At 31.8% G+C, this 19420-nt stretch carries 19 protein-coding genes; 14 read left to right on the top strand and 5 right to left on the bottom strand.

The genetic code is table 11. The annotated features are described in order from the left end of the window. The first annotated feature begins 10 nt into the window (after positions 1-10). Positions 11-922, top strand: a complete 912-nt coding sequence (locus CD150_RS06515) for a D-ribose ABC transporter substrate-binding protein (RefSeq protein ID WP_073342192.1) — start codon at positions 11-13, stop codon at positions 920-922. Between the two features lie 59 nt (positions 923-981). Here the strand turns inward: CD150_RS06515 and msrA are convergent, their stop codons facing one another. After that, the gene (gene msrA, locus CD150_RS06510; protein WP_046208543.1) at positions 982-1482 is read right to left on the bottom strand and encodes a peptide-methionine (S)-S-oxide reductase MsrA; all 501 of its coding nucleotides are present in this window, start codon (positions 1480-1482) and stop codon (positions 982-984) included. A gap of 140 nt (positions 1483-1622) precedes the next feature. On the opposite strand from msrA, the gene CD150_RS06505 reads away from it, so the two are divergent. Then, positions 1623-2600 carry an LCP family protein gene (locus CD150_RS06505; RefSeq protein WP_103161440.1) on the top strand — a complete coding sequence of 326 codons (978 nt, stop codon included), beginning with the start codon at positions 1623-1625 and terminating at the stop codon, positions 2598-2600. Between the two features lie 348 nt (positions 2601-2948). Here the strand turns inward: CD150_RS06505 and thmT are convergent, their stop codons facing one another. After that, positions 2949-3137 (bottom strand): 2-hydroxymuconate tautomerase, encoded by a 189-nt coding sequence (thmT, locus tag CD150_RS06500; protein ID WP_046208325.1) that lies wholly within the window; start codon positions 3135-3137, stop codon positions 2949-2951. A gap of 149 nt (positions 3138-3286) precedes the next feature. Here thmT and CD150_RS06495 point away from each other — a divergent pair, with 149 nt between their 5' ends. Beyond that, complete coding sequence (locus CD150_RS06495; protein WP_073342188.1) at positions 3287-4558, top strand: Y-family DNA polymerase; 1272 nt, start codon at positions 3287-3289, stop codon at positions 4556-4558. 293 nt (positions 4559-4851) lie between these two features. On the opposite strand, the gene CD150_RS06490 is transcribed toward CD150_RS06495, so the two are convergent. Further along, positions 4852-5724, bottom strand: a complete 873-nt coding sequence (locus CD150_RS06490) for an oxidoreductase (RefSeq protein WP_073342186.1) — start codon at positions 5722-5724, stop codon at positions 4852-4854. 125 nt (positions 5725-5849) lie between these two features. Here CD150_RS06490 and panD point away from each other — a divergent pair, with 125 nt between their 5' ends. Then, positions 5850-6233, top strand: a complete 384-nt coding sequence (gene panD / locus CD150_RS06485) for an aspartate 1-decarboxylase (RefSeq protein WP_046208322.1) — start codon at positions 5850-5852, stop codon at positions 6231-6233. A 298-nt stretch (positions 6234-6531) separates the two neighbouring features. Here panD and CD150_RS06480 read toward each other — a convergent pair whose 3' ends face one another. Continuing rightward, entirely contained in the window at positions 6532-7623 is a 1092-nt protein-coding gene (locus CD150_RS06480; RefSeq protein WP_046208321.1) for a prephenate dehydrogenase, read from the bottom strand. Positions 7624-8340: 717 nt separating this feature from the next. On the opposite strand from CD150_RS06480, the gene CD150_RS06475 reads away from it, so the two are divergent. The 10 genes from CD150_RS06475 (at position 8341) to CD150_RS06430 (ending at position 18297) form a co-directional block, all read left to right on the top strand. Next, the gene (locus tag CD150_RS06475) at positions 8341-9750 is read left to right on the top strand and encodes an anthranilate synthase component I (RefSeq protein ID WP_073342184.1); all 1410 of its coding nucleotides are present in this window, start codon (positions 8341-8343) and stop codon (positions 9748-9750) included. Beyond that, positions 9747-10343, top strand: coding sequence for an anthranilate synthase component II (locus CD150_RS06470; protein ID WP_046208319.1), 597 nt, complete (start codon positions 9747-9749; stop codon positions 10341-10343). Before CD150_RS06475 ends, CD150_RS06470 begins: the two co-directional genes overlap by 4 nt. Then, positions 10312-11328 carry an anthranilate phosphoribosyltransferase gene (gene trpD, locus CD150_RS06465; RefSeq protein ID WP_073342182.1) on the top strand — a complete coding sequence of 339 codons (1017 nt, stop codon included), beginning with the start codon at positions 10312-10314 and terminating at the stop codon, positions 11326-11328. Before CD150_RS06470 ends, trpD begins: the two co-directional genes overlap by 32 nt. Then, complete coding sequence (gene trpC, locus CD150_RS06460) at positions 11312-12094, top strand: indole-3-glycerol phosphate synthase TrpC (RefSeq protein WP_046208317.1); 783 nt, start codon at positions 11312-11314, stop codon at positions 12092-12094. The genes trpD and trpC overlap by 17 nt, the downstream gene beginning before the upstream one ends. Further along, a complete protein-coding gene (locus tag CD150_RS06455) occupies positions 12091-12720 on the top strand; it encodes a phosphoribosylanthranilate isomerase (protein ID WP_073342180.1) in 630 nt (209 codons plus the stop codon). The genes trpC and CD150_RS06455 overlap by 4 nt, the downstream gene beginning before the upstream one ends. Positions 12721-12722: 2 nt before the next feature. After that, positions 12723-13937, top strand: a complete 1215-nt coding sequence (gene trpB / locus CD150_RS06450) for a tryptophan synthase subunit beta (protein WP_073342178.1) — start codon at positions 12723-12725, stop codon at positions 13935-13937. Further along, entirely contained in the window at positions 13930-14661 is a 732-nt protein-coding gene (trpA, locus tag CD150_RS06445) for a tryptophan synthase subunit alpha (RefSeq protein WP_046208314.1), read from the top strand. Before trpB ends, trpA begins: the two co-directional genes overlap by 8 nt. A gap of 132 nt (positions 14662-14793) precedes the next feature. Beyond that, positions 14794-15453 (top strand): type 1 glutamine amidotransferase domain-containing protein, encoded by a 660-nt coding sequence (locus tag CD150_RS06440; protein WP_073342176.1) that lies wholly within the window; start codon positions 14794-14796, stop codon positions 15451-15453. 292 nt (positions 15454-15745) lie between these two features. Next, entirely contained in the window at positions 15746-17005 is a 1260-nt protein-coding gene (locus CD150_RS06435) for an aminoacyltransferase (RefSeq protein ID WP_073342173.1), read from the top strand. 32 nt (positions 17006-17037) lie between these two features. After that, complete coding sequence (locus CD150_RS06430; RefSeq protein WP_103161439.1) at positions 17038-18297, top strand: aminoacyltransferase; 1260 nt, start codon at positions 17038-17040, stop codon at positions 18295-18297. A 399-nt stretch (positions 18298-18696) separates the two neighbouring features. Here the strand turns inward: CD150_RS06430 and CD150_RS06425 are convergent, their stop codons facing one another. Next, positions 18697-19218, bottom strand: a complete 522-nt coding sequence (locus tag CD150_RS06425; protein WP_073342169.1) for an HdeD family acid-resistance protein — start codon at positions 19216-19218, stop codon at positions 18697-18699. Between the last annotated feature and the right edge of the window lie 202 nt (positions 19219-19420).

Raw genomic sequence — 19420 nt, 5'->3', positions numbered from 1 at the left:
GGTGTTGGTATTGAAAAAGCTTTTTATAACTGTAATAGCTATATTATTATTTTTAACAGGTTGTTCACTAGAATCACCTATAGAAAAAAATGACAATGGTAAAGTAGATAAGAAAAAATCTGAGGTTGTTATTGGTGTGAGTATTTCTACATTAAATAACCCTTTCTTTGTGAAAATTAAAGATGGTATTGAAAAAGAAGCAAAGAAACAAGGCGTCAAAGTTAAGTTTGCAGATGCTCAAGATGATGCAGCGAAACAAGCTAATGATATTGATGACTTAATTCAACAAAAAGTAGATTACTTGATTGTAAACCCGACAGACTCTGATGCGATATCAGGTAGTATTCAAATCGCAAATGATGAGGCAATACCAGTCATTACATTAGATAGAGATGTAGCTAAAGGGGATGTTGCTTCATTTATAGCATCGGATAATATCAAAGGCGGTGAGATGGGAGGTAAGCTCATTGTTGATGAATTAGGTAAAGATGCGAAAGTAGCTGAACTTGAAGGTGTCCCAGGTGCCAGTGCTACACGTGAACGTGGTAAAGGTTTCCATAACGTCGCAGATCAATCACTTGATGTAGTTTCCAAACAAAGTGCTAAGTTTAATAGAACAGAAGGTCTAAATGTGACACAAAATATTATTCAAGCTCATCCTGATATACAAGCTATTTTTGCTCAAAATGATGAAATGGCATTAGGTGCTGTAGAAGCGATAGGAAATAAAGACATTAAAGTCGTTGGTTTCGATGGTAATGAAGATGCGATTAAATCTGTTGAAAAAGGTAAGTTATTTGCTACAGTGGCGCAACAACCTAATTTGATGGGTGAAGAAAGTGTTAAAACGATAATGGATTTATATAATGGTAAAAAGGTTGAGAAAAAGAATAAAATTCCTTTAGAAATGAAGCGGCAGTAATTTATGTTAAAGTGCGAGTAATAAATAAAAACCGGATGCAAAAGCACCGGTTTTTTTGTTTACTTATATTTTTGACGTTCTTGTTGTTCTTGAGCATATCGTTCGGGGTTTTTCTTATAAAAATCTTGGTGTTCTGCTTCAGCCTCATAAAATGTAGAAGCGGGTAATATTTTTGTAGCAATAGCTTTTTCTTTGTCTATGGTTTGTTTTAATTGTGCTACATAATCTTCAGCTACTGCTTTTTGGTCTTCGTTTGTATAAAAAATTGCTGTTTTATATTGTGATCCTCTATCTTGGAATTGTCCTCCTTCATCAGTTGGATCTATTACAGAAAAGAATATTTCTAATAATTTATTGTATGAAAATAGAGCGACATCATACTCTATTTCAACTGTTTCATAATGCCCGGTGTCACCCGTCTTAACTTCTTCATACGACGGATTATCTTTATGACCTCCCATGTAACCAGAAGTCACTTTCTCAATCCCTTCAAATGTGTCGAAAGGCTTGACCATACACCAAAAGCAACCTCCAGCGAAGTATGCTTTATTTATATTCATGTTTAACATCCTTTCCATATTAGACCTTAGTACCATATATTAAGATATTACTTGATTTTTATTCAGTTTTTATATAACTTTAATATATGTTAATTATAGTACATAGCAGTGCAATTTTGAAGATATAAGGTTGATTACATATGAATGAACATAAACACAGAAGTAAAGAAAGCACAAACACAGAAGAACAACCGACGATGCGTAGGACAAAAAAGAAAAAATTAAAAAAATTTCCAATTGTAATTTTAATTATTGTAATTATTTTAGCCATTATTGTTGGCTATTCTGTGCATGGTTATAAATCAGGTATTGAATACGCAAAAGATCAGGGCAAAACGCTCAAGCAACACAAATTTAACGGTGCTAAAAAAAATGATGGAAAAATCACAATTATGGTTTTAGGTGCAGATAAAGAGCAAGGTGGTATTTCTAGAACCGACTCGATTATGATTGCACAGTATGATTATATTCATAAAAAAATGAAGATGATGTCTGTCATGCGAGATATTTATGCAGATATACCGGGTAATGGTCAACATAAAATTAATTCTGCTTATTCTATCGGTGGACCTGAACTATTGAGACAAACATTAAAGAAAAATTTAGGTATAGACCCTGAGTATTATGCAATTCTTGATTTTACTGGTTTTGAAAAAATGATTGATGAATTGGAACCTAATGGTGTTCCAATTGATGTTGAAAAAGATATGTCTAAAAATATAGGTGTGTCACTGAAGAAAGGTCATCATCGATTAAATGGTAAAGAATTATTAGGGTATGCTAGATTTAGACATGATGAAGAAGGCGATTTCGGTCGTGTAAGACGTCAGCAACAAGTTATGCAATCACTTAAACAAGAATTAGCGAGTTTGGATACGCTACCTAAATTACCTCGAGTTGCGGGTATTTTGAGAGGTTATTTAAATACAAATATGCCAGATTCTGCACTCATTCAAACTGGTTTGAATTTTGGAATACGTGGTGATAAAAAGGTAGATTCTATTACTTTACCTATACAAAACACTTATCAAGATATCCAATCACCAATGGATGGTAGTGCGTTAGAAATCGATAAAGCCAAAAATAAAAAGGAAGTACAGAAATTTTTGAATGAATAACGAGTTTAGTGAATTCATTTAAATGAGAATGGAATACAAATTTCACGCTATAAGGACTAATCCGTATGCCAATGGATTAGTCCTTATTTATTTTGAATGTTGCGATTTTGATTGTGCAGTTTGCCTAGGAATATGATTCGTGCCTATAGCCTCTTTTGCATATTAGTTTCCTCGGGTGTCAGCAAATTACCCAATTGCTTTAATGATGTAGTTGAAACAATTTTATATGCCTACACATGATACGTTTCTCTAAGCATACCATTCATGTATAGTTAGATTTGGCAAAAGTAAAAAAACATCAATATCTATATGATGCAATAGATATTGATGTTTATGTTCTTATGTAAATTATTGTTGATCTGATTTTCTAATTCCTGCAACGCCATAATGAGAAGTTTTCATTTCTTCTATTACAACTTGTATAGCTTCTTTGTTTGCGCCTGTTGTTTTCTCTACTGCATTAGTAACTTCTGTGACTAAATTTTTTAGTTGTTCATCAGAGCGACCTTCTAACAATTTTACATTTACTATTGGCATTTAAATCCCACCTTAATCTATTTTTATATATATTATAGCATGAAAATTCACAAAATTATAAAAATAACAATAAGAACAAACGTTCTTATTTAAGTTGAAATAGAACGTTTGTTCTTGTATAATATAAGTGATTAGGGGAGGAATGTCATATGTATGAATTTTATGATTACAATCTGCTAGAGGAAAGAGATATATTGTGTATTGATCAGAAAAGTTTTTTTGCAAGTGTTTCTTGTATACAAAAAGGGCTAGATCCAATGAAAGAAAAGTTAGCAGTTGTTGCAGATACTAAGAGACAGGGATCAGTTGTATTAGCTGCTACGGGTCCACTAAAAGCTATAGGTATTAAAACAGGATCGAGATTATTCGAAATTCCTCATAGAAATGATATATATATTATCAATCCAAGCATGAGAAAATATTTGGAAGTTTCAGTAGCAATCTCTAAAATTGCTTTACGCTATGTCGCTCCGGAAGACTTACATCAATATAGCATTGATGAATTCTTTATGGATGTAACAAATAGTTATCACAGATTTAGTAGTACAATTCAATCTTTTTGCAAAAAGCTACAATATGAAATTCTAGAAGAAACTGGTATACATTGTTCAATAGGAATTGGTTCAAATATGTTATTGAGTAAAGTTGCAATGGATATAGAAGCAAAACATACTAATAGTTTCATTGCTGAATGGAGATATCAAGATGTGCCACACAAACTTTGGCCTATTTCACCATTGAGTAAATTTTGGGGAATTAGTAAAAAAACAGAAGCAAAAATGAATAAACGCGGTATTTTTACTATAGGAGATCTAGCGCATTATCCATATCAATATTTAAAAAGGGATTTTGGTACAGTAGGTGTGGATTTACACTTACATGCGAATGGTATTGATCAAAGTAGAATAAGAGACAAGTATAGTGTAGTTAATCCCTCGATTTGTAAAAGTCAAATATTGATGCGTGATTATCGTTATGAGGAAGCTAAAGTAGTGATGCAGGAGTTAATTGAGGATGTAGCGAGTCGTGTTAGAGCAAGAAATAAATTAGCTAAGACGATACATTTTTCATTTGGTTATAGTGATCATGGAGGGGTGCATAAGCAATACACATTAGAGGATCCAACTAATTTAGAAGGTACGATTTTCAAGGTGGTAGAATCTTTAGCTGACAAATTATGTGATTCAACAATGCTATATAGAACAGTGAGTATTTCACTCACACAGTTTATAGATGAGCGAAATACACAATTGAATTTATTTATAGATGAATACGAAAGAAAAAGAAATGAAAAATTGGCCAAAACGATTGACGCGTTACATCAAAAATTTGGTAAGGGTATCGTATCTAAAGCAATCTCTTATACAGACGCAGGTACAAAACATGGGCGTTTAGGGCTTATGGCAGGCCATAAAATGTGAAAAGGAATAATGATAAACTAAAGATTTAAAGTAGTTATAAATTAACTTCATTATCAATATGTGGAACGGGTATCATTTTAAATAAGCTTATATGGGGTGGCTCGTTCCAAAAATAATTATTAAATCAAATTGAGTGAGCGTTTAACGACACAATTTAAATCATATATCTATAACATCATTAACGAATTGTCTTGTCTATACTACGTAAGGTTAAAATAAACACACACCCACCAAACTGTAAATATAATATCAGCATAAGAAGCATGTATAAAATAATAGGGTGCACATGCTTACTATGAATTATTTGAAAAAACATGATGTCTAGATAATAACAAAGCATAAATCGTATCTAGGTGCGGTGTCGTTAATTTATACTTTCGCGCTTGTCGATATAGAAAACCTTGTATTCCATCGATTTCTAATGGAGTATTTGCAAGTACATCATAATACATGCTTGTTCCCATATCATCTGGATAACCTTGATAAATTGTCATTATTTCATCAATAACATCCTCAGAAAAATTAATACCAGAGTGTTTAGCTATTATATAACCCTCTTTTAATAGCGATACACATAGCGAATAAATATGAGGTTGTTTGAGTATAGAAGCAGGCTGTATTCCAAGCGCAGTAACTGTATTGATTGCTAGATTAACTAATAGTTTATACCAAATTTCCACTTCAATGTTTTTATGTAACACAAGTGAAAGTCCACTTGAAGCTAATGTTTTTTTCAATGACTCTGTGTTATCATCTTGTTGTAAGTGAAGTATCTCATCTCTAAAGTGAATCACGTGTTGATCAGTCTTTTGACCACTAATATAAGTTACAGCTTGATACATATTTTGGAAAGGGAGCTTAAAGTGTTGTCCATATCCGTTTTGAGCTAATATAACAATAGTAGTATCTTGAGTTAAATGGTTAATTTGTTTATATAATCCATCTAAGTGTGGGATTTTAACAGCGATGAATATAATATCTAATGGTTCGGTAATGTCCGATGCTGTAACAACATTAAGTGTCATATTTACATTTTTCGAAGGATCTTGATAGGTAATGCACGCATTACGTCTACCAATTAAATAGACTTTATGTTCTGTTGTTAAAAGTTGAACTGTGATACAACTACCGACAGCGCCAGGACCAATAATACCTATCTTTTTCATTTATAGTTGACCTCCGTTTATTTAGAAAATAAAATTATAATAGATATGCTTATGATAGTAATAAATAATAAAGTGTTAATCAACTAAAAATGTAAAATTAATTTTTGAACAGGAGTATAAAACAAATGATAAAAACTATGATGAATGGAAAAATACATCGTGCACGTGTAACAGAAGCTAATCTTAATTATGTAGGGAGTATCACGATAGATCGCAATATTTTAGATGCGGTAGATATATTACCTAATGAGAAAGTTGCAATTGTGAATAATAACAATGGAGAAAGATTAGAAACCTATGTGATTGAAGGGGAACGTAATAGTGGAAAAATATGCCTAAATGGTGCAGCTGCTAGGCTTGTTCAAGTAAATGATATTATTATTATCATGTCTTATGTACAAGTTACAGCAGAAGAAGCATTAAATCATAGTCCAAAAGTTGCACTTATGAATGAAGATAATGAAATTATAGAGATGATACAAGAAGAAGAAGGGAAATTGATAAATTAAATATGTAGCACAGCATATGATATATTGGATAGTTTTAATTCAAATGCAATCGACAAAAGAACTAAATGATATGAGCCTAGCGCAAGTTTTATTAGAAAACTTGCGCTAGGCTCATATTTGGTCATATACTAAAACGTTTTTATTTTGACATTGAACTAATTAATATTTAACAGCTTCTAAATAAGTAACTGACTTAAATGTTTTTTCAAGTTTTGCATTTGTGCAAATAAAAATTAAATTTAGCAATTACTTAACACAATCACAATGAAGTTATTAAATTATAAAGATAAGATAAAGTCTATTCAATATAAGTGTCAAAGTCGCTTAATGCTTCAGCACCTTTTTTTCGGTCTTCAGGATTTTTAAAGCTAATTCTTAATGCACCATAAATATCTTCACGAACTTCTAATATTCTTAAGTTGCTTATAGAAATATTATGTAAACTTAAGATGTGTGTTACTTGGCTGATCATACCTGGTTTGTCAGGAATATCTACATAAAGATCATACTCTATAGACAGTGCACCTTGTGATTTAAGTGGCAATTCATCTCTATATACTTTTGCGTCATTATAAAAGTCATATAACGCCTCCGGTTTATTTTCTTCAACGAGCGTGATGACATCTTCCATTTGTGACTTCCATTCTTTTAATATATCAACGATGGTATTTTTATTTTCAATGGTAATATCACGCCACATAATTGGACTGCCACTTGCAATTCTTGTAATATCTCTAAAACCTCCAGCAGCAAGTGTCTTAACAAGTGAAGAGTGAGACGCATGGTTTGCATTTAAATGCACGAGACTCGATGCAATGATATGAGGGACATGACTAACAATGCCTGTTACAAAATCATGTTCTTTTGGATTGGTAGCAATAAATTTAGCATTTGTTGTACTAAGTAATAAACGTATTTCATCAAAAGCTTTATCATTTGCAGGTTCATCGTGAACTAAAACATAAAAAGCATTTTCAAATAAATGTTTCTTTGCATTGAGCACACCGGATTTATGGCTACCTGCCATTGGGTGACCACCAATTAAGTGGATATTGTGATTTAAAAGATATTGCTCATATTGCAAAATTGTCAATTTAGTACTGCCAGTATCAGTAACGATGACATTAGGCTTCGTTTGATAGTTTGGTAGTGCTTGTAAATATTTGATTGTTTGTTGCACAGGCGTGGCATAAATAATAATATCTGCATTTTCTACGCAGGCTTTATAATCACTAGATTGATAATCAATAATTCCAATAGATAAAGCCTTTTCTAGTTGAGAGCGATCTGCATCATATGCAGTAATTTCAATGTCATTGTGATAATATCTTAAATTACTGGCCAGACTACCACCAATTAAGCCTAAACCTACAAAAAGTATTTGTTTCATTTTGCTGACCACCTCTATCAAAATTTTCAGAATAGTAACATTGTATAGTAGGTGAAGTTAATTCGCAATACGTGTTTCAATTTCTATTTCATAAACAGAAATAACATATAAGGACACGATTTTAAAACACTTTTGGTTCGAAACGATTTAACTAAAACAAAGGCTATATATTTAAAAAGGTTAGTCACTAAGTAACTTTAAATAAATTGAAGAAATTTAAAATAAGAGTTGACAAAATTAAATGATACTTGTATTATTCTAGTTAATTCATTTTGCAACGATAGTTGTCGTTTGAAAGATAAAGTAGCGTATATGATTTGTAGCAAGTAGAAAGCTAATGGCAGATGAAAATTAGCACAACATATATTGTGAATTGGGCTTTTAAACGTGAGGATAATATAATAGCATTTAAAGTGAGCAATGAAATTGTTAACTAAGGTGGCACCACGGTAACGCGTCCTTACAGCATGCGTTAGTGTGGTGTTTTTTTATAAAAAACAAAATGTAGTAAGTTGTGAATGGTAGCAAGCAGAAAGTTAGTGGTAGATGAAAACTAACACCTACACATACTGAAATTGGGTTTTGTTGGATTAAAATTGCATAATTAAATGAGTGAGTAGATGAGACTGATAATGTCTACTAATTTAGGTGGTACCGCGCATCAGCGTCCTTAATTAATATTTAAGGATGCTGATTTTTTTATGAGGAGGAATAAAAATGAAAGTACAATATCAAAGGATAAATGCTGAAGTAACACCAGAAGCATTGGCAAGATTGAAAAAACGAAAAATAGTATTAGAAAGTACAGAACAATCTAAAGTAAAAGGACGCTATTCAATTGTAATATTTGATGTGTACGGCGCCGTGACTTTAGATAATGAAAATATGGTCATTCAATACAATGATAGACAAAATGAAATAGAAAACGAAGCACCATATGAAAAGTTGAAAGCTTTTATAGATCAATATAAAGCAGAAATAGAAGATAAGGATTTAGCACAATTACCGTTTGTATCAGGATTTGTTGGATCGTGTAGTTTTGACTTGGTAAGACATGAATTTCCTGTATTAAAGCAAATCGATTTAGCTGACCATAAACAACACGATGCTAAATTTTACATGGTAGAGGATGTATATGTATTTGATCATTACAAAGAGCATCTATATGTTATATCCACAAACTTGTTTTCAAATGAAAGTGAAGAACAATTAGCACGCCGTGTCAAACGTCATGTTGATGAGTTACAAGACGTAAATATATATCCTGCACCTATAAAAAATGACACAAAAGCAAAAGCAATTGAGTCAAATATTGCTCCTGATCAATTTAAAAAAACTGTTAGCGAAATGAAATCGCTGATACAACAAGGAGATATGTTTCAAGTTGTACCTTCAATTATATATAAGTACAAACATGATTTTGGAATGAATTTACAACAATTATCTTATCAGCTTTATCAAAATTTAAAGAGACAAAACCCAAGTCCTTATATGTATTATTTGAATTTTGATGAACCGATTATTGTAGGTAGTTCGCCTGAAAGTTTTGTCAAAGTGAAAGGACAAAATGTAGTAACAAACCCCATAGCTGGAACAATAAAACGGGGCACGACTGACAAAGAAGATCTTGAAAATGAAAAACAGTTAATCAACGATGAAAAAGAGATAAGCGAACATAGCATGCTTGTTGATTTAGGTAGAAATGATATTCATAGAGTAAGTGAAATTGCTAGTTCTAAAATTGAAAAATTAATGTCAATAGAACGCTATGAACATGTGATGCATATTGTGAGTGAGGTAACAGGAAAGCTGAAATCAAATTATTCACCGATGACTGTAATCGCAAGTTTATTACCAACGGGTACTGTGTCTGGCGCACCTAAATTAAGAGCGATACAAAGAATATATGAAGCACAACCTCAAAAAAGAGGTGTATACAGTGGTGGTATAGGATATATCAACTGTAATCATGACCTAGATTTTGCCTTAGCGATTCGTACAATGATGATTGATGAAACGTATATCAATGTAGAAGCAGGATGTGGTGTCGTCTATGATTCAATACCTGAAAAAGAATTAGAAGAAACAAAATTAAAAGCCAAAAGTTTATTGGAGGTTACACCATGATATTAGTAGTGGATAATTACGATTCTTTTACGTATAACTTAGTCGATATTGTAGGAAAGACTTCTGATGTAATTATTAAATATCCAGACGATGCAGATATATTTGATTTAGAAATAGATGGTTTGGTTATATCACCTGGCCCTGGACATCCGCTAGATACTAACCATTTAGTCAATATTATTGAACATTATAAATATAAACCGATATTAGGTGTATGTCTGGGATCACAAGCATTGACATGTTACCACGGCGGAGATGTTATCCAAAGTAAAAAAATATGTCACGGAAAAAAAGATACAATGCAGATTGTAAGTGAGTCTAAACTATACCGGAATATTACAGAATATTCTGAAATAATGAGGTACCACTCATTGATTAGTGACCCAAAAACGTTACCAGATACACTAAAAATAACTGCTCAAACAAAAGATAGTATTCAATCATTTGAACATATTAATTATTTACATTTTGGTATTCAATACCACCCAGAATCTTTTGCGACAGAATATGGGGAAGCAATCATAAGTAACTTTTTAAATATAGTAGAGGAGGCCAATTATATTGAGTCTACAAAATCATATAAAACAGTATAAACCCCTTAATCAAGCACAAATGAATGAATTTATAGAATTATTGATCACGAATCAATTAGAAATCGATACTAAAAGAGAACTGTTAGAAGCCTTTTCAGAGAGAGAACCTAGTCAAGCAGAATTAACATATATGTCGAAAAGTTTAATAGGGTCTATGTATCCTGAACAACCAACCTATCCTAATAGTATGTGCGTTTGTGGGACTGGTGGAGATAAATCTAATAGCTTTAATATTTCAACAACAGTATCTTTTGTATTGGCTAGTGCAGGTGTACCAGTGATTAAACATGGTAATAGAAGTGTTACGTCAGCTTCAGGGAGTACCGATTTATTAAATGCAATGTGTATTCCAACGCGAAATGTTGAGGAAACAGCAACGCATTTAAAAGCACAAGGGCTTGTTTTTTTAAATGCGACTGAAACATATCCAATTATGAAACATATCCAACCGTTAAGGAAAGCCATTAGTAATCCAACTATTTTTAACGTTACTGGACCACTCATTAATCCGTTCAAATTAGATTATCAAGTGATGGGTGTCTATGAACCTTCACAGTTAAATAAAATTGCTCAAACATTAGCTGATTTAGGTAGAAAGAGAGCAATCGTCTTACATGGAGCCAATGGTATGGATGAAGCTACATTATCCGGGGAAAACACACTATATGAAGTAACGAAAGATAAATATATTAAATCTTATACTATTAATGCGACAGATGTAGGATTAGATTATGCCCCAAATTCAGATTTAATAGGAGGAACTCCCCAGGAAAATTTAGAAATCACAAAACAAATATTAAATGGTAAAGATCAAAGCGCGAAAAGAGATGTGGTGCTATTGAACGCAGGCATTGCCTTATATGTTTCTGAAAAAGCTGCCACCATTCAAGAAGGTGTTCATAAAGCAAAGATGCTGATTAAAAATGGAGATGCGCTTAAACAATACAACAAAATGGGAGGCAAAACGTATGACTATATTGGATGAAATCGTAGCTTATAAAAAGGAATTGTTACAAAGCGGTTATTATACAAAAAAATTATCTGACCTTAAGGAAATAGACATCACGCATAAACAAACGTTTGAATCACAGTTATCACAAGCTGATCAATTATCAGTAATTGCTGAGATAAAATCAAAAAGTCCGACATTATCTGAACTTCCAGGAAGAGATTTAACACAACAGGTTAGGGCGTATGAAGCATTTGGTGCTAATGCAGTTTCAATTTTAACAGACGAACATTATTTTGGCGGAAGTTACGAACGATTACAAACATTGACACAGGTCACAGATTTACCAGTATTGTGTAAAGATTTTGTAGTTGATCCTATTCAAATTGATGTTGCCAAAAAAGCTGGAGCGTCTATCATTTTACTCATTGTAAATGTATTAACCGACAAGCAGTTGAAAGAATTATATGATTACGCGACTTCAAAAAATTTAGAAGTTTTAGTAGAAGTTCATGATAAAGAAGAGTTGGCACGTGCTTACAAGTTGAATCCCAAAATTATTGGTGTAAACAATAGAGATTTAAAACGATTTGTAACAGATGTTTTGCATACCAATGAAATTTTAGAAAATAAAAAAGCAGGTTATTATTATATTTCTGAGAGTGGCATACGTAATCAACAAGATGTGTTAAACATTGTAAACGCAGGTATTGATGGTTTGCTTATTGGTGAATCTTTAATGAAATGTGATGATTTAAGTCAGTTTTTACCAAGTCTTAAGTTAGATAAGGTGAAAGGATGAAATTGAAATTTTGTGGTTTTAAAACATTTGAAGATGTAAATAAGGCAAAAGATTTAAATATTGATGCAATAGGTTTTATTCATTATCCCAATAGTAAACGTTATGTGGAAATTGATAAGATACAGGCATTTGCAAATTTAATACCAAAAGATAAAGACAAAGTAGTAATTGTAGTAAATCCAGATCATCAAACAATCAGTCATCTCATAGATAATACAAATATTACTACCATTCAATTACATGGAACAGAAAATTTAGAAACTATCCATTTTATACGTCAGAAAAAAAGAAATATAAAAATTATTAAAGCCTTGCCTGCAAAAAATGCAAATACATTAGCAAAAGACATACAATATTATAAAGATTTTGTTGATCAATTTATAATTGATACACCTTCAATTGCTTACGGTGGTACTGGCCAATCCTATGATTGGGAAATCTTAAAAGATATAAAAAATGTAGATTTTTTAATAGCTGGCGGAATGAATTATAAAAATATTCAAAGTATAAGTAAACTTAATTTAAATCACAATGGTTATGATATTGCAAGTGGTATCGAAACAAATGGTATAAAAGATAGCAATAAAATGCAAGCAATCATAGAACTTGTAAAAGGAGTTAATTAAATATGGTTAAAAACATACAGACAGAAGCAGATGAATTTGGATTTTTTGGTGATTTTGGTGGTCAATATGTCCCTGAAACGTTAATGCCAGCAATTCAAGAACTTAAACAAGCTTATGGAGAAGCTAAAATAGATCCTGAGTTTCAGAATGAACTGAATAATTATTTAAAAGATTATGTAGGAAGAGAGACACCGTTAACATATGCAGCATCATATACAAAAGCGCTAGGTGGCGCAAAAATATATTTAAAAAGAGAAGATTTAAATCATACCGGTGCTCACAAAATTAATAACGCCTTGGGTCAAGCACTTTTAGCTAAAAGAATGGGCAAAAATAAATTAGTTGCAGAAACAGGTGCAGGACAGCATGGTGTTGCTAGTGCGACAGCAGCGGCATTGTTTGATATGGAGCTCGTAGTGTTTATGGGTGAAGAAGATATCAAAAGACAAGAATTAAATGTATTTAGAATGGAATTACTTGGTGCAAAAGTTGAACCTGTAACGGAAGGTCAGGGTACGTTATCTGATGCAGTTAATAAGGCGCTACAATACTGGGTAAGTCATGTAGACGATACACATTATTTATTAGGGTCTGCTTTAGGTCCAGATCCATTTCCAACTATAGTGAGGGATTTCCAAAAAGTTATAGGTAATGAAATCAAAGATCAAATCAAAGTTAAGGAAGGACGTTTACCAGATGCGATGGTTGCATGCGTAGGTGGAGGTTCAAATGCAATTGGTACGTTTTACCCATTTATTCAAGATGATGTGGCGCTATATGGTGTTGAAGCAGCAGGTGAGGGCATTGACAGTGACAAACATGCACTCGCAATAAATAAGGGAAAAGAAGGTATTTTACATGGTACGAAAATGTATTTAATACAAGATGAAAATGGACAGATAGAATTAGCACATTCCATTTCAGCTGGGTTAGATTATCCGGGTGTAGGACCGGAACATTCATATTATCATGATATTGGTAGAGTTAAATATGCAACTGCTAGCGATAAACAAGCTATGGATGCCTTAGTGAAATTCACTCAGGCAGAAGGTATTATACCTGCGATAGAAAGTGCACACGCACTAAGTTTTGTAGAAGCGTTAGCACCATCTATGGATAAAGATCAAATCATTGTTGTTACTGTGTCAGGGCGCGGTGATAAAGATATGGAAACAATTAGAAATTACATGAGACAAGGTGGCGAAAGTAATGCATAAATTATTTATTCCCTATATCATGGGGAACAAAAATTTTATTGAAAACATGAAAATATTAGGTGAATCAGGCGCGGATATTATTGAAATAGGGGTGCCATTTTCAGATCCAGTAGCTGATGGACCAGTGATTATGGAAGCCGGTAATAAAGCCATACAACAAGGTGTGAATATCACATATATTTTTGATGAACTGACTGCACATCGTGATGCTATAAACAGTCAATACGTACTTATGACGTATATCAATATCATTAATCATTATGGAGAAGACGCTTTTTTTGACGCATGTGAGAAAGCTGGTGTATATGGCTTAATAATACCTGATTTGCCACATGAACTTGTCCAACAACTAAAAAATAGACATCCTCACCGTAAAGTTAATATTATTTCATTAGTTGCTATGACAACATCTGATGAACGCATCAATCAAATTGCTGAAAATGCAGAAGGGTTTATCTACACAGTTACAATGAATGCGACAACAGGAGAAAATGGAAAGTTCCATCCAGAGCTGAAACGAAAAATTGAAAAAATTAAAAACAAAGCGCATGTACCTGTAGTGGCAGGTTTTGGTATCCGAACTAAAGCTCATGTTAATGATATTAGCGAAGTAGCTGATGGTGTAGTCATCGGTAGTGAAATTGTTAAACGGTTTGAACAAGATCAAAATGCATCAACAATCGCATATCTAAAATCTATTAGAACAGCGTTAGATGATGTATAAATTAACGGTTGATGTGTAAAGTTTATTTTAGGTGGGTATTGTTTGAAATAGATAGTCAATATCGAAACACAGAATTGAATTCTAACTGAGTTCAAGTAGATAAAAACCTAAATAAATGAAGAGGTGACAATCGTGAATAAAAAAGTTTTATTCATTATAACAAGTAGAGCACAATATGAAGACGGTACACCAACAGGATTATGGTTAGAGGAAGCAAGTGAACCGCATCATATTTTAACGGAAGCAGGTATCGACGTAGATATCGTTTCAATTGAGGGTGGAGAAATTCCTTTAGATCCAAATTCAACTCAAAATGATGAATTAACGAAATACGCACAATTTGTAGAAAAAATTAGTGATGTGCCAAATATAGATCACATTAATGTTTCAGAATATGATGCAGTATACCTACCAGGAGGTCACGGTACAGTATTTGATTTCGCGCATAATCAAAAATTAGCGAATATATTGTCTGATTTTAAAGATGAAGGCAAATTTATCAGTTCTGTATGTCATGGTCCAAGTGCATTTGTCGGTGCAAAAGACAAAAATGGTAAATATCTTGTAGAAGGTGTTACTTTAACATCCTTTACAGATAATGAAGAGCGTACGATGGGACTAGAAAATAAAGTACCATTTTTAACGCAAACAGAATTAGAGCAACAAGGCGCTAAATTTGTTCCAAAAGATAACTTCACAGAACATGTTGAAACAGATAACCAATTCATCACTGGCCAAAATCCTCAATCTAGTGTAGCAATTGGTGAAGCACTAAAAGATGCCTTAAAATAGCTAGTCTTTAAAAACCAGGTGATTGTAGATAACCTAAACTACTAACAAGTATAAAACTTGTTAGTAGTTTTTATTTTTTCATAATTTAATTAAGATTTGTGTTTAAATAGTTATTCTTTGTTAGAATAAAAGTAATGCTATAATAAAACAACACATAAATTATAAGTAAATTGTAGCATTTAGTAATTCTAACTAGGGTATCGATTTAGTTTTATAATTGAATATTGTATAATAATTAAGATTAAAGTTTAAACTCGAAATAAAGTACTATAGACAAATAGGAGTATATAAAATGAAATTTACGAATTTAACTGCAAAAGAGTTTGGTGCATTTGTTGACCATATGCCCAACAGTCATTTTACACAAATGGTAGGCAATTATGAGTTGAAAATTGCAGAAGGTACAGAAACACATTTGGTAGGCGTGAAAAATAATGAAAATGAAGTTATAGCAGCCTGCTTATTAACTGCTGTACCGGTTATGAAAATATTCAAATATTTTTATACAAATCGTGGACCGGTGATTGATTTCGAAAATAAAGAACTTGTCCATTATTTTTTCAATGAATTAACTAAATATGTGAAAAAACATAATGCATTGTATTTAAGAGTAGATCCATACCTTGCATATCAATATCGAAATCATGATGGAGATGTATTAGAAAATGCTGGTCATGATTGGATTTTCGATAAAATGAAGCAACTTGGATATAAACATCAAGGGTTTTTAACTGGTTTTGATCCAATTATTCAAATAAGATTCCACTCTGTTTTAGATTTAAAAGATAAGACAGCAAAAGATGTCCTAAATGATATGGATAGTTTGCGTAAACGTAATACAAAAAAAGTTCAAAAAAATGGTGTGAAAGTCAGATTCTTAGGCGAAGATGAATTACCAATTTTCCGTTCGTTTATGGAAGATACTTCAGAATCGAAAGATTTTGATGATAGAGAAGACAGCTTCTATTACAATAGACTGAAGTATTATAAGAATCGTGTATTAGTGCCATTAGCTTATATGGATTTTGAAGCATACATCGATGAACTCAAGTCAGAGCGTGAAGTGTTAAGTAAAGATATTAACAAAGCGCTTAAAGATATAGAAAAACGTCCAGAAAATAAAAAAGCATATAATAAAAAAGAAAATTTAGAAAAACAACTTATTGCAAATCAACAAAAGATTGATGAAGCTAAATCATTACAAGAACAACACGGTAATGAATTACCAATTTCAGCAGCATTCTTTATCGTCAATCCATACGAAGTAGTGTATTATGCGGGAGGAACATCTAACGAGTTTAGACATTTTGCAGGAAGCTATGCAATACAATGGAAAATGATTAATTATGCAATCGATAATAATATCGATAGATATAACTTCTATGGCATTAGTGGTGATTTTTCAGAAGAAGCAGAAGATGCAGGTGTTGTGAAGTTTAAAAAAGGATTCAACGCTGATGTAGTTGAATATGTTGGTGATTTTATAAAACCAATCAATAAGCCAATGTACAAAATTTATACAATGTTAAAGGGATTAAAAGATAAAAAGTAATATGTATTATATTTAGAAAGGAACTAGCTATAATGAAATTTACAGAGTTAACTGTCAAAGAATATGACAATTTTGTACAAAATCCAGCATTAGAGAGTCATTACTTTCAAGTAAAAGAAAATATAGCTACTAGAGAAGAAGATGGTTTTCAAGTTGTTTTATTAGGCTTAAAAGATGATGATAATCAAGTTATCGCAGCTAGTCTTTTCTCTAAAATCCCAACTATGGGAAGCTATGTTTATTATTCAAACCGTGGTCCAGTCATGGATTATAAAGATTTAGGTTTAGTTGATTTCTATTTACGTGAATTAGATACTTATCTTCAAAAACAAAATTGCTTATATGTAAAAATGGATCCTTATTGGATATACCAAATTTATAATAAAGATATTAATCCAATGGCTGATCATCAAGAAAATGATGCGCTTGTTAATTTATTTAAATCTCATGGATATACGCATCATGGGTTTACAACAGAATATGATACATCAAGTCAGGTTAGATGGATGGGTGTGCTTAATTTAGATGGTAAAACACCTGCGTCATTAAAAAAACAGTTTGATAGTCAAAGAAAACGAAATATAAATAAAGCTATTAATTTCGGCGTGAGAGTAAGATTTTTAGAAAGAGAAGAATTTGATATCTTTTTATCACTTTATCGTGAAACTGAAAAACGTGCTGGTTTTGTATCCAAAACGGATGAATATTTCTATAATTTCATAGATAATTATGGGGATAAAGCTTTGATTCCTCTAGCTTATATTGATTTAGATGAATATGTTACGCATACACAAGAAAGTATTAATGAAAAAGAAGCACGTAGAGATCAAATGATGCAAAATGAGAATAAATCTGACAAGCAATTGAAAAAAATTGCTGAAATCGATAAACAAATTGAACATGATAAAAAAGAATTATTACATGCGAGTGAATTAAGACAGACAGATGGCTCAATCTTAAATCTTGCAGCAGGCGTATATTTTGCTAATGCATATGAAGTGAATTACTTCTCAGGTGGGTCATCTGAGAAATACAACCAATATATGGGGCCATATATGATGCATTGGTTTATGATTAATTATTGTTTTGATCACGGATATGGTCGTTATAATTTCTATGGCTTATCTGGTGACTTCACTGAAAATAGTGAAGACTATGGTGTTTACCGATTTAAGCGTGGTTTCGGTGTACAAATCGAAGAATTAATTGGTGATTTTTATAAACCAATCAAAAAAACAAAATATAAGTTATTCAATACGCTTAACAATATTAGGAAAAAAATTAAAAAATAAAAAATAAAAAAGAAAGCATACTGGTATATAAGCCCTAAGCCAGTATGCTTTCTTATGTTCAAAAAAGGCAGCGACATAATGTATTCGCCGAACCTCATTTTATTTTGGCAATAGATGACTGAACTGAAGCTCTGATAAACCCTAATAATTTTTCAATTCTAGTCATTTTTGCCGCGGCTGAAAATTAGATTTCTGCCCACTCCTTTTATGTGGATAATCATGCGATGTCTATTCTGGTTGTTTCCACATTTTTAGTATATAACTCACTCATAAGAAGCGCAATATTATTTTATTCTATAATTGAAATAGTAAATTCTTATAATATATTATTAATTTATTATAATTTCAAAATGTGCTTACTATACATTTACATTTTAAATGCATTTTTAAAAGAATAAATTAACGTAAGGCGTCTATGAGATAAGTTATTCCAATAATAAAGAAAACTGCGCTCATAAATACAGCGATAACAACAGCAGCGATTAATGGATTAAATAATAAAATTACACCAAATATAATTTCTATGATATTTAATAAGATAGATACCATATGAAATCGTTTGTTTGAACCTTCTGCAGGTGTAATTGTAAACATATTTAAAACTGCATTAATAATAAACCATATAGCGAATAAGTAAACAATAAATGTCGTACTTGTTACTACATTAAATAATATAAGTATGCCGATGATGATGTTGATAATACCTAAGACAATCAGCAAATTTGAACCCTTTTGCGTAGCTTGTTTCATAATGCGTCTCACAAAAATTTCAATGAAACCGGTAATAACGAATAAAATACCTATTAGCCAGGTAATAGCGAATAAATTTTCTTCAGGAAAACTAATGATAAAAACACCTATAATCAAGAAGAAAACACCAATTAATAAACTGGACCATCTAATTCCCGTTTTTTGTTGCATGTTTTTCACTCCAATCACAATAACATTTACCCGTAATGAAAGAATTCAACACTTTCATAAATCATAATAATGTTATGTTAACAAAAACGAATAACAAAGTAATCTGTTTTGTTTGATTTAATCAATATTTAGGTCCAATGTATAAGATATAGGGTTTTAAAATAAATATTCATTTTACGTTAGGGAGTGTTTGATTAATGGG

Origin of the sequence: Staphylococcus ureilyticus, from assembly GCF_002902235.1 — a bacterium.
Taxonomy (GTDB): Bacteria; Bacillota; Bacilli; order Staphylococcales; family Staphylococcaceae; genus Staphylococcus; species Staphylococcus ureilyticus.
Note: the sequence above shows the minus strand (reverse complement) of the source record. Positions and strands in the feature narration are given on the sequence as shown.

Coding starts and splice junctions, on each gene's coding strand:
- msrA (WP_046208543.1), bottom strand. CDS start 1,482: ATGAATATAAATAAAGCATACTTCGCTGGAGGTTGCTTTTGGTGTATG.
- CD150_RS06505 (WP_103161440.1), top strand. CDS start 1,623: ATGAATGAACATAAACACAGAAGTAAAGAAAGCACAAACACAGAAGAA.
- thmT (WP_046208325.1), bottom strand. CDS start 3,137: ATGCCAATAGTAAATGTAAAATTGTTAGAAGGTCGCTCTGATGAACAA.
- CD150_RS06495 (WP_073342188.1), top strand. CDS start 3,287: ATGTATGAATTTTATGATTACAATCTGCTAGAGGAAAGAGATATATTG.
- CD150_RS06490 (WP_073342186.1), bottom strand. CDS start 5,724: ATGAAAAAGATAGGTATTATTGGTCCTGGCGCTGTCGGTAGTTGTATC.
- panD (WP_046208322.1), top strand. CDS start 5,850: ATGATAAAAACTATGATGAATGGAAAAATACATCGTGCACGTGTAACA.
- CD150_RS06480 (WP_046208321.1), bottom strand. CDS start 7,623: ATGAAACAAATACTTTTTGTAGGTTTAGGCTTAATTGGTGGTAGTCTG.
- CD150_RS06475 (WP_073342184.1), top strand. CDS start 8,341: ATGAAAGTACAATATCAAAGGATAAATGCTGAAGTAACACCAGAAGCA.
- CD150_RS06470 (WP_046208319.1), top strand. CDS start 9,747: ATGATATTAGTAGTGGATAATTACGATTCTTTTACGTATAACTTAGTC.
- trpC (WP_046208317.1), top strand. CDS start 11,312: ATGACTATATTGGATGAAATCGTAGCTTATAAAAAGGAATTGTTACAA.
- CD150_RS06455 (WP_073342180.1), top strand. CDS start 12,091: ATGAAATTGAAATTTTGTGGTTTTAAAACATTTGAAGATGTAAATAAG.
- trpB (WP_073342178.1), top strand. CDS start 12,723: ATGGTTAAAAACATACAGACAGAAGCAGATGAATTTGGATTTTTTGGT.
- trpA (WP_046208314.1), top strand. CDS start 13,930: ATGCATAAATTATTTATTCCCTATATCATGGGGAACAAAAATTTTATT.
- CD150_RS06435 (WP_073342173.1), top strand. CDS start 15,746: ATGAAATTTACGAATTTAACTGCAAAAGAGTTTGGTGCATTTGTTGAC.
- CD150_RS06430 (WP_103161439.1), top strand. CDS start 17,038: ATGAAATTTACAGAGTTAACTGTCAAAGAATATGACAATTTTGTACAA.
- CD150_RS06425 (WP_073342169.1), bottom strand. CDS start 19,218: ATGCAACAAAAAACGGGAATTAGATGGTCCAGTTTATTAATTGGTGTT.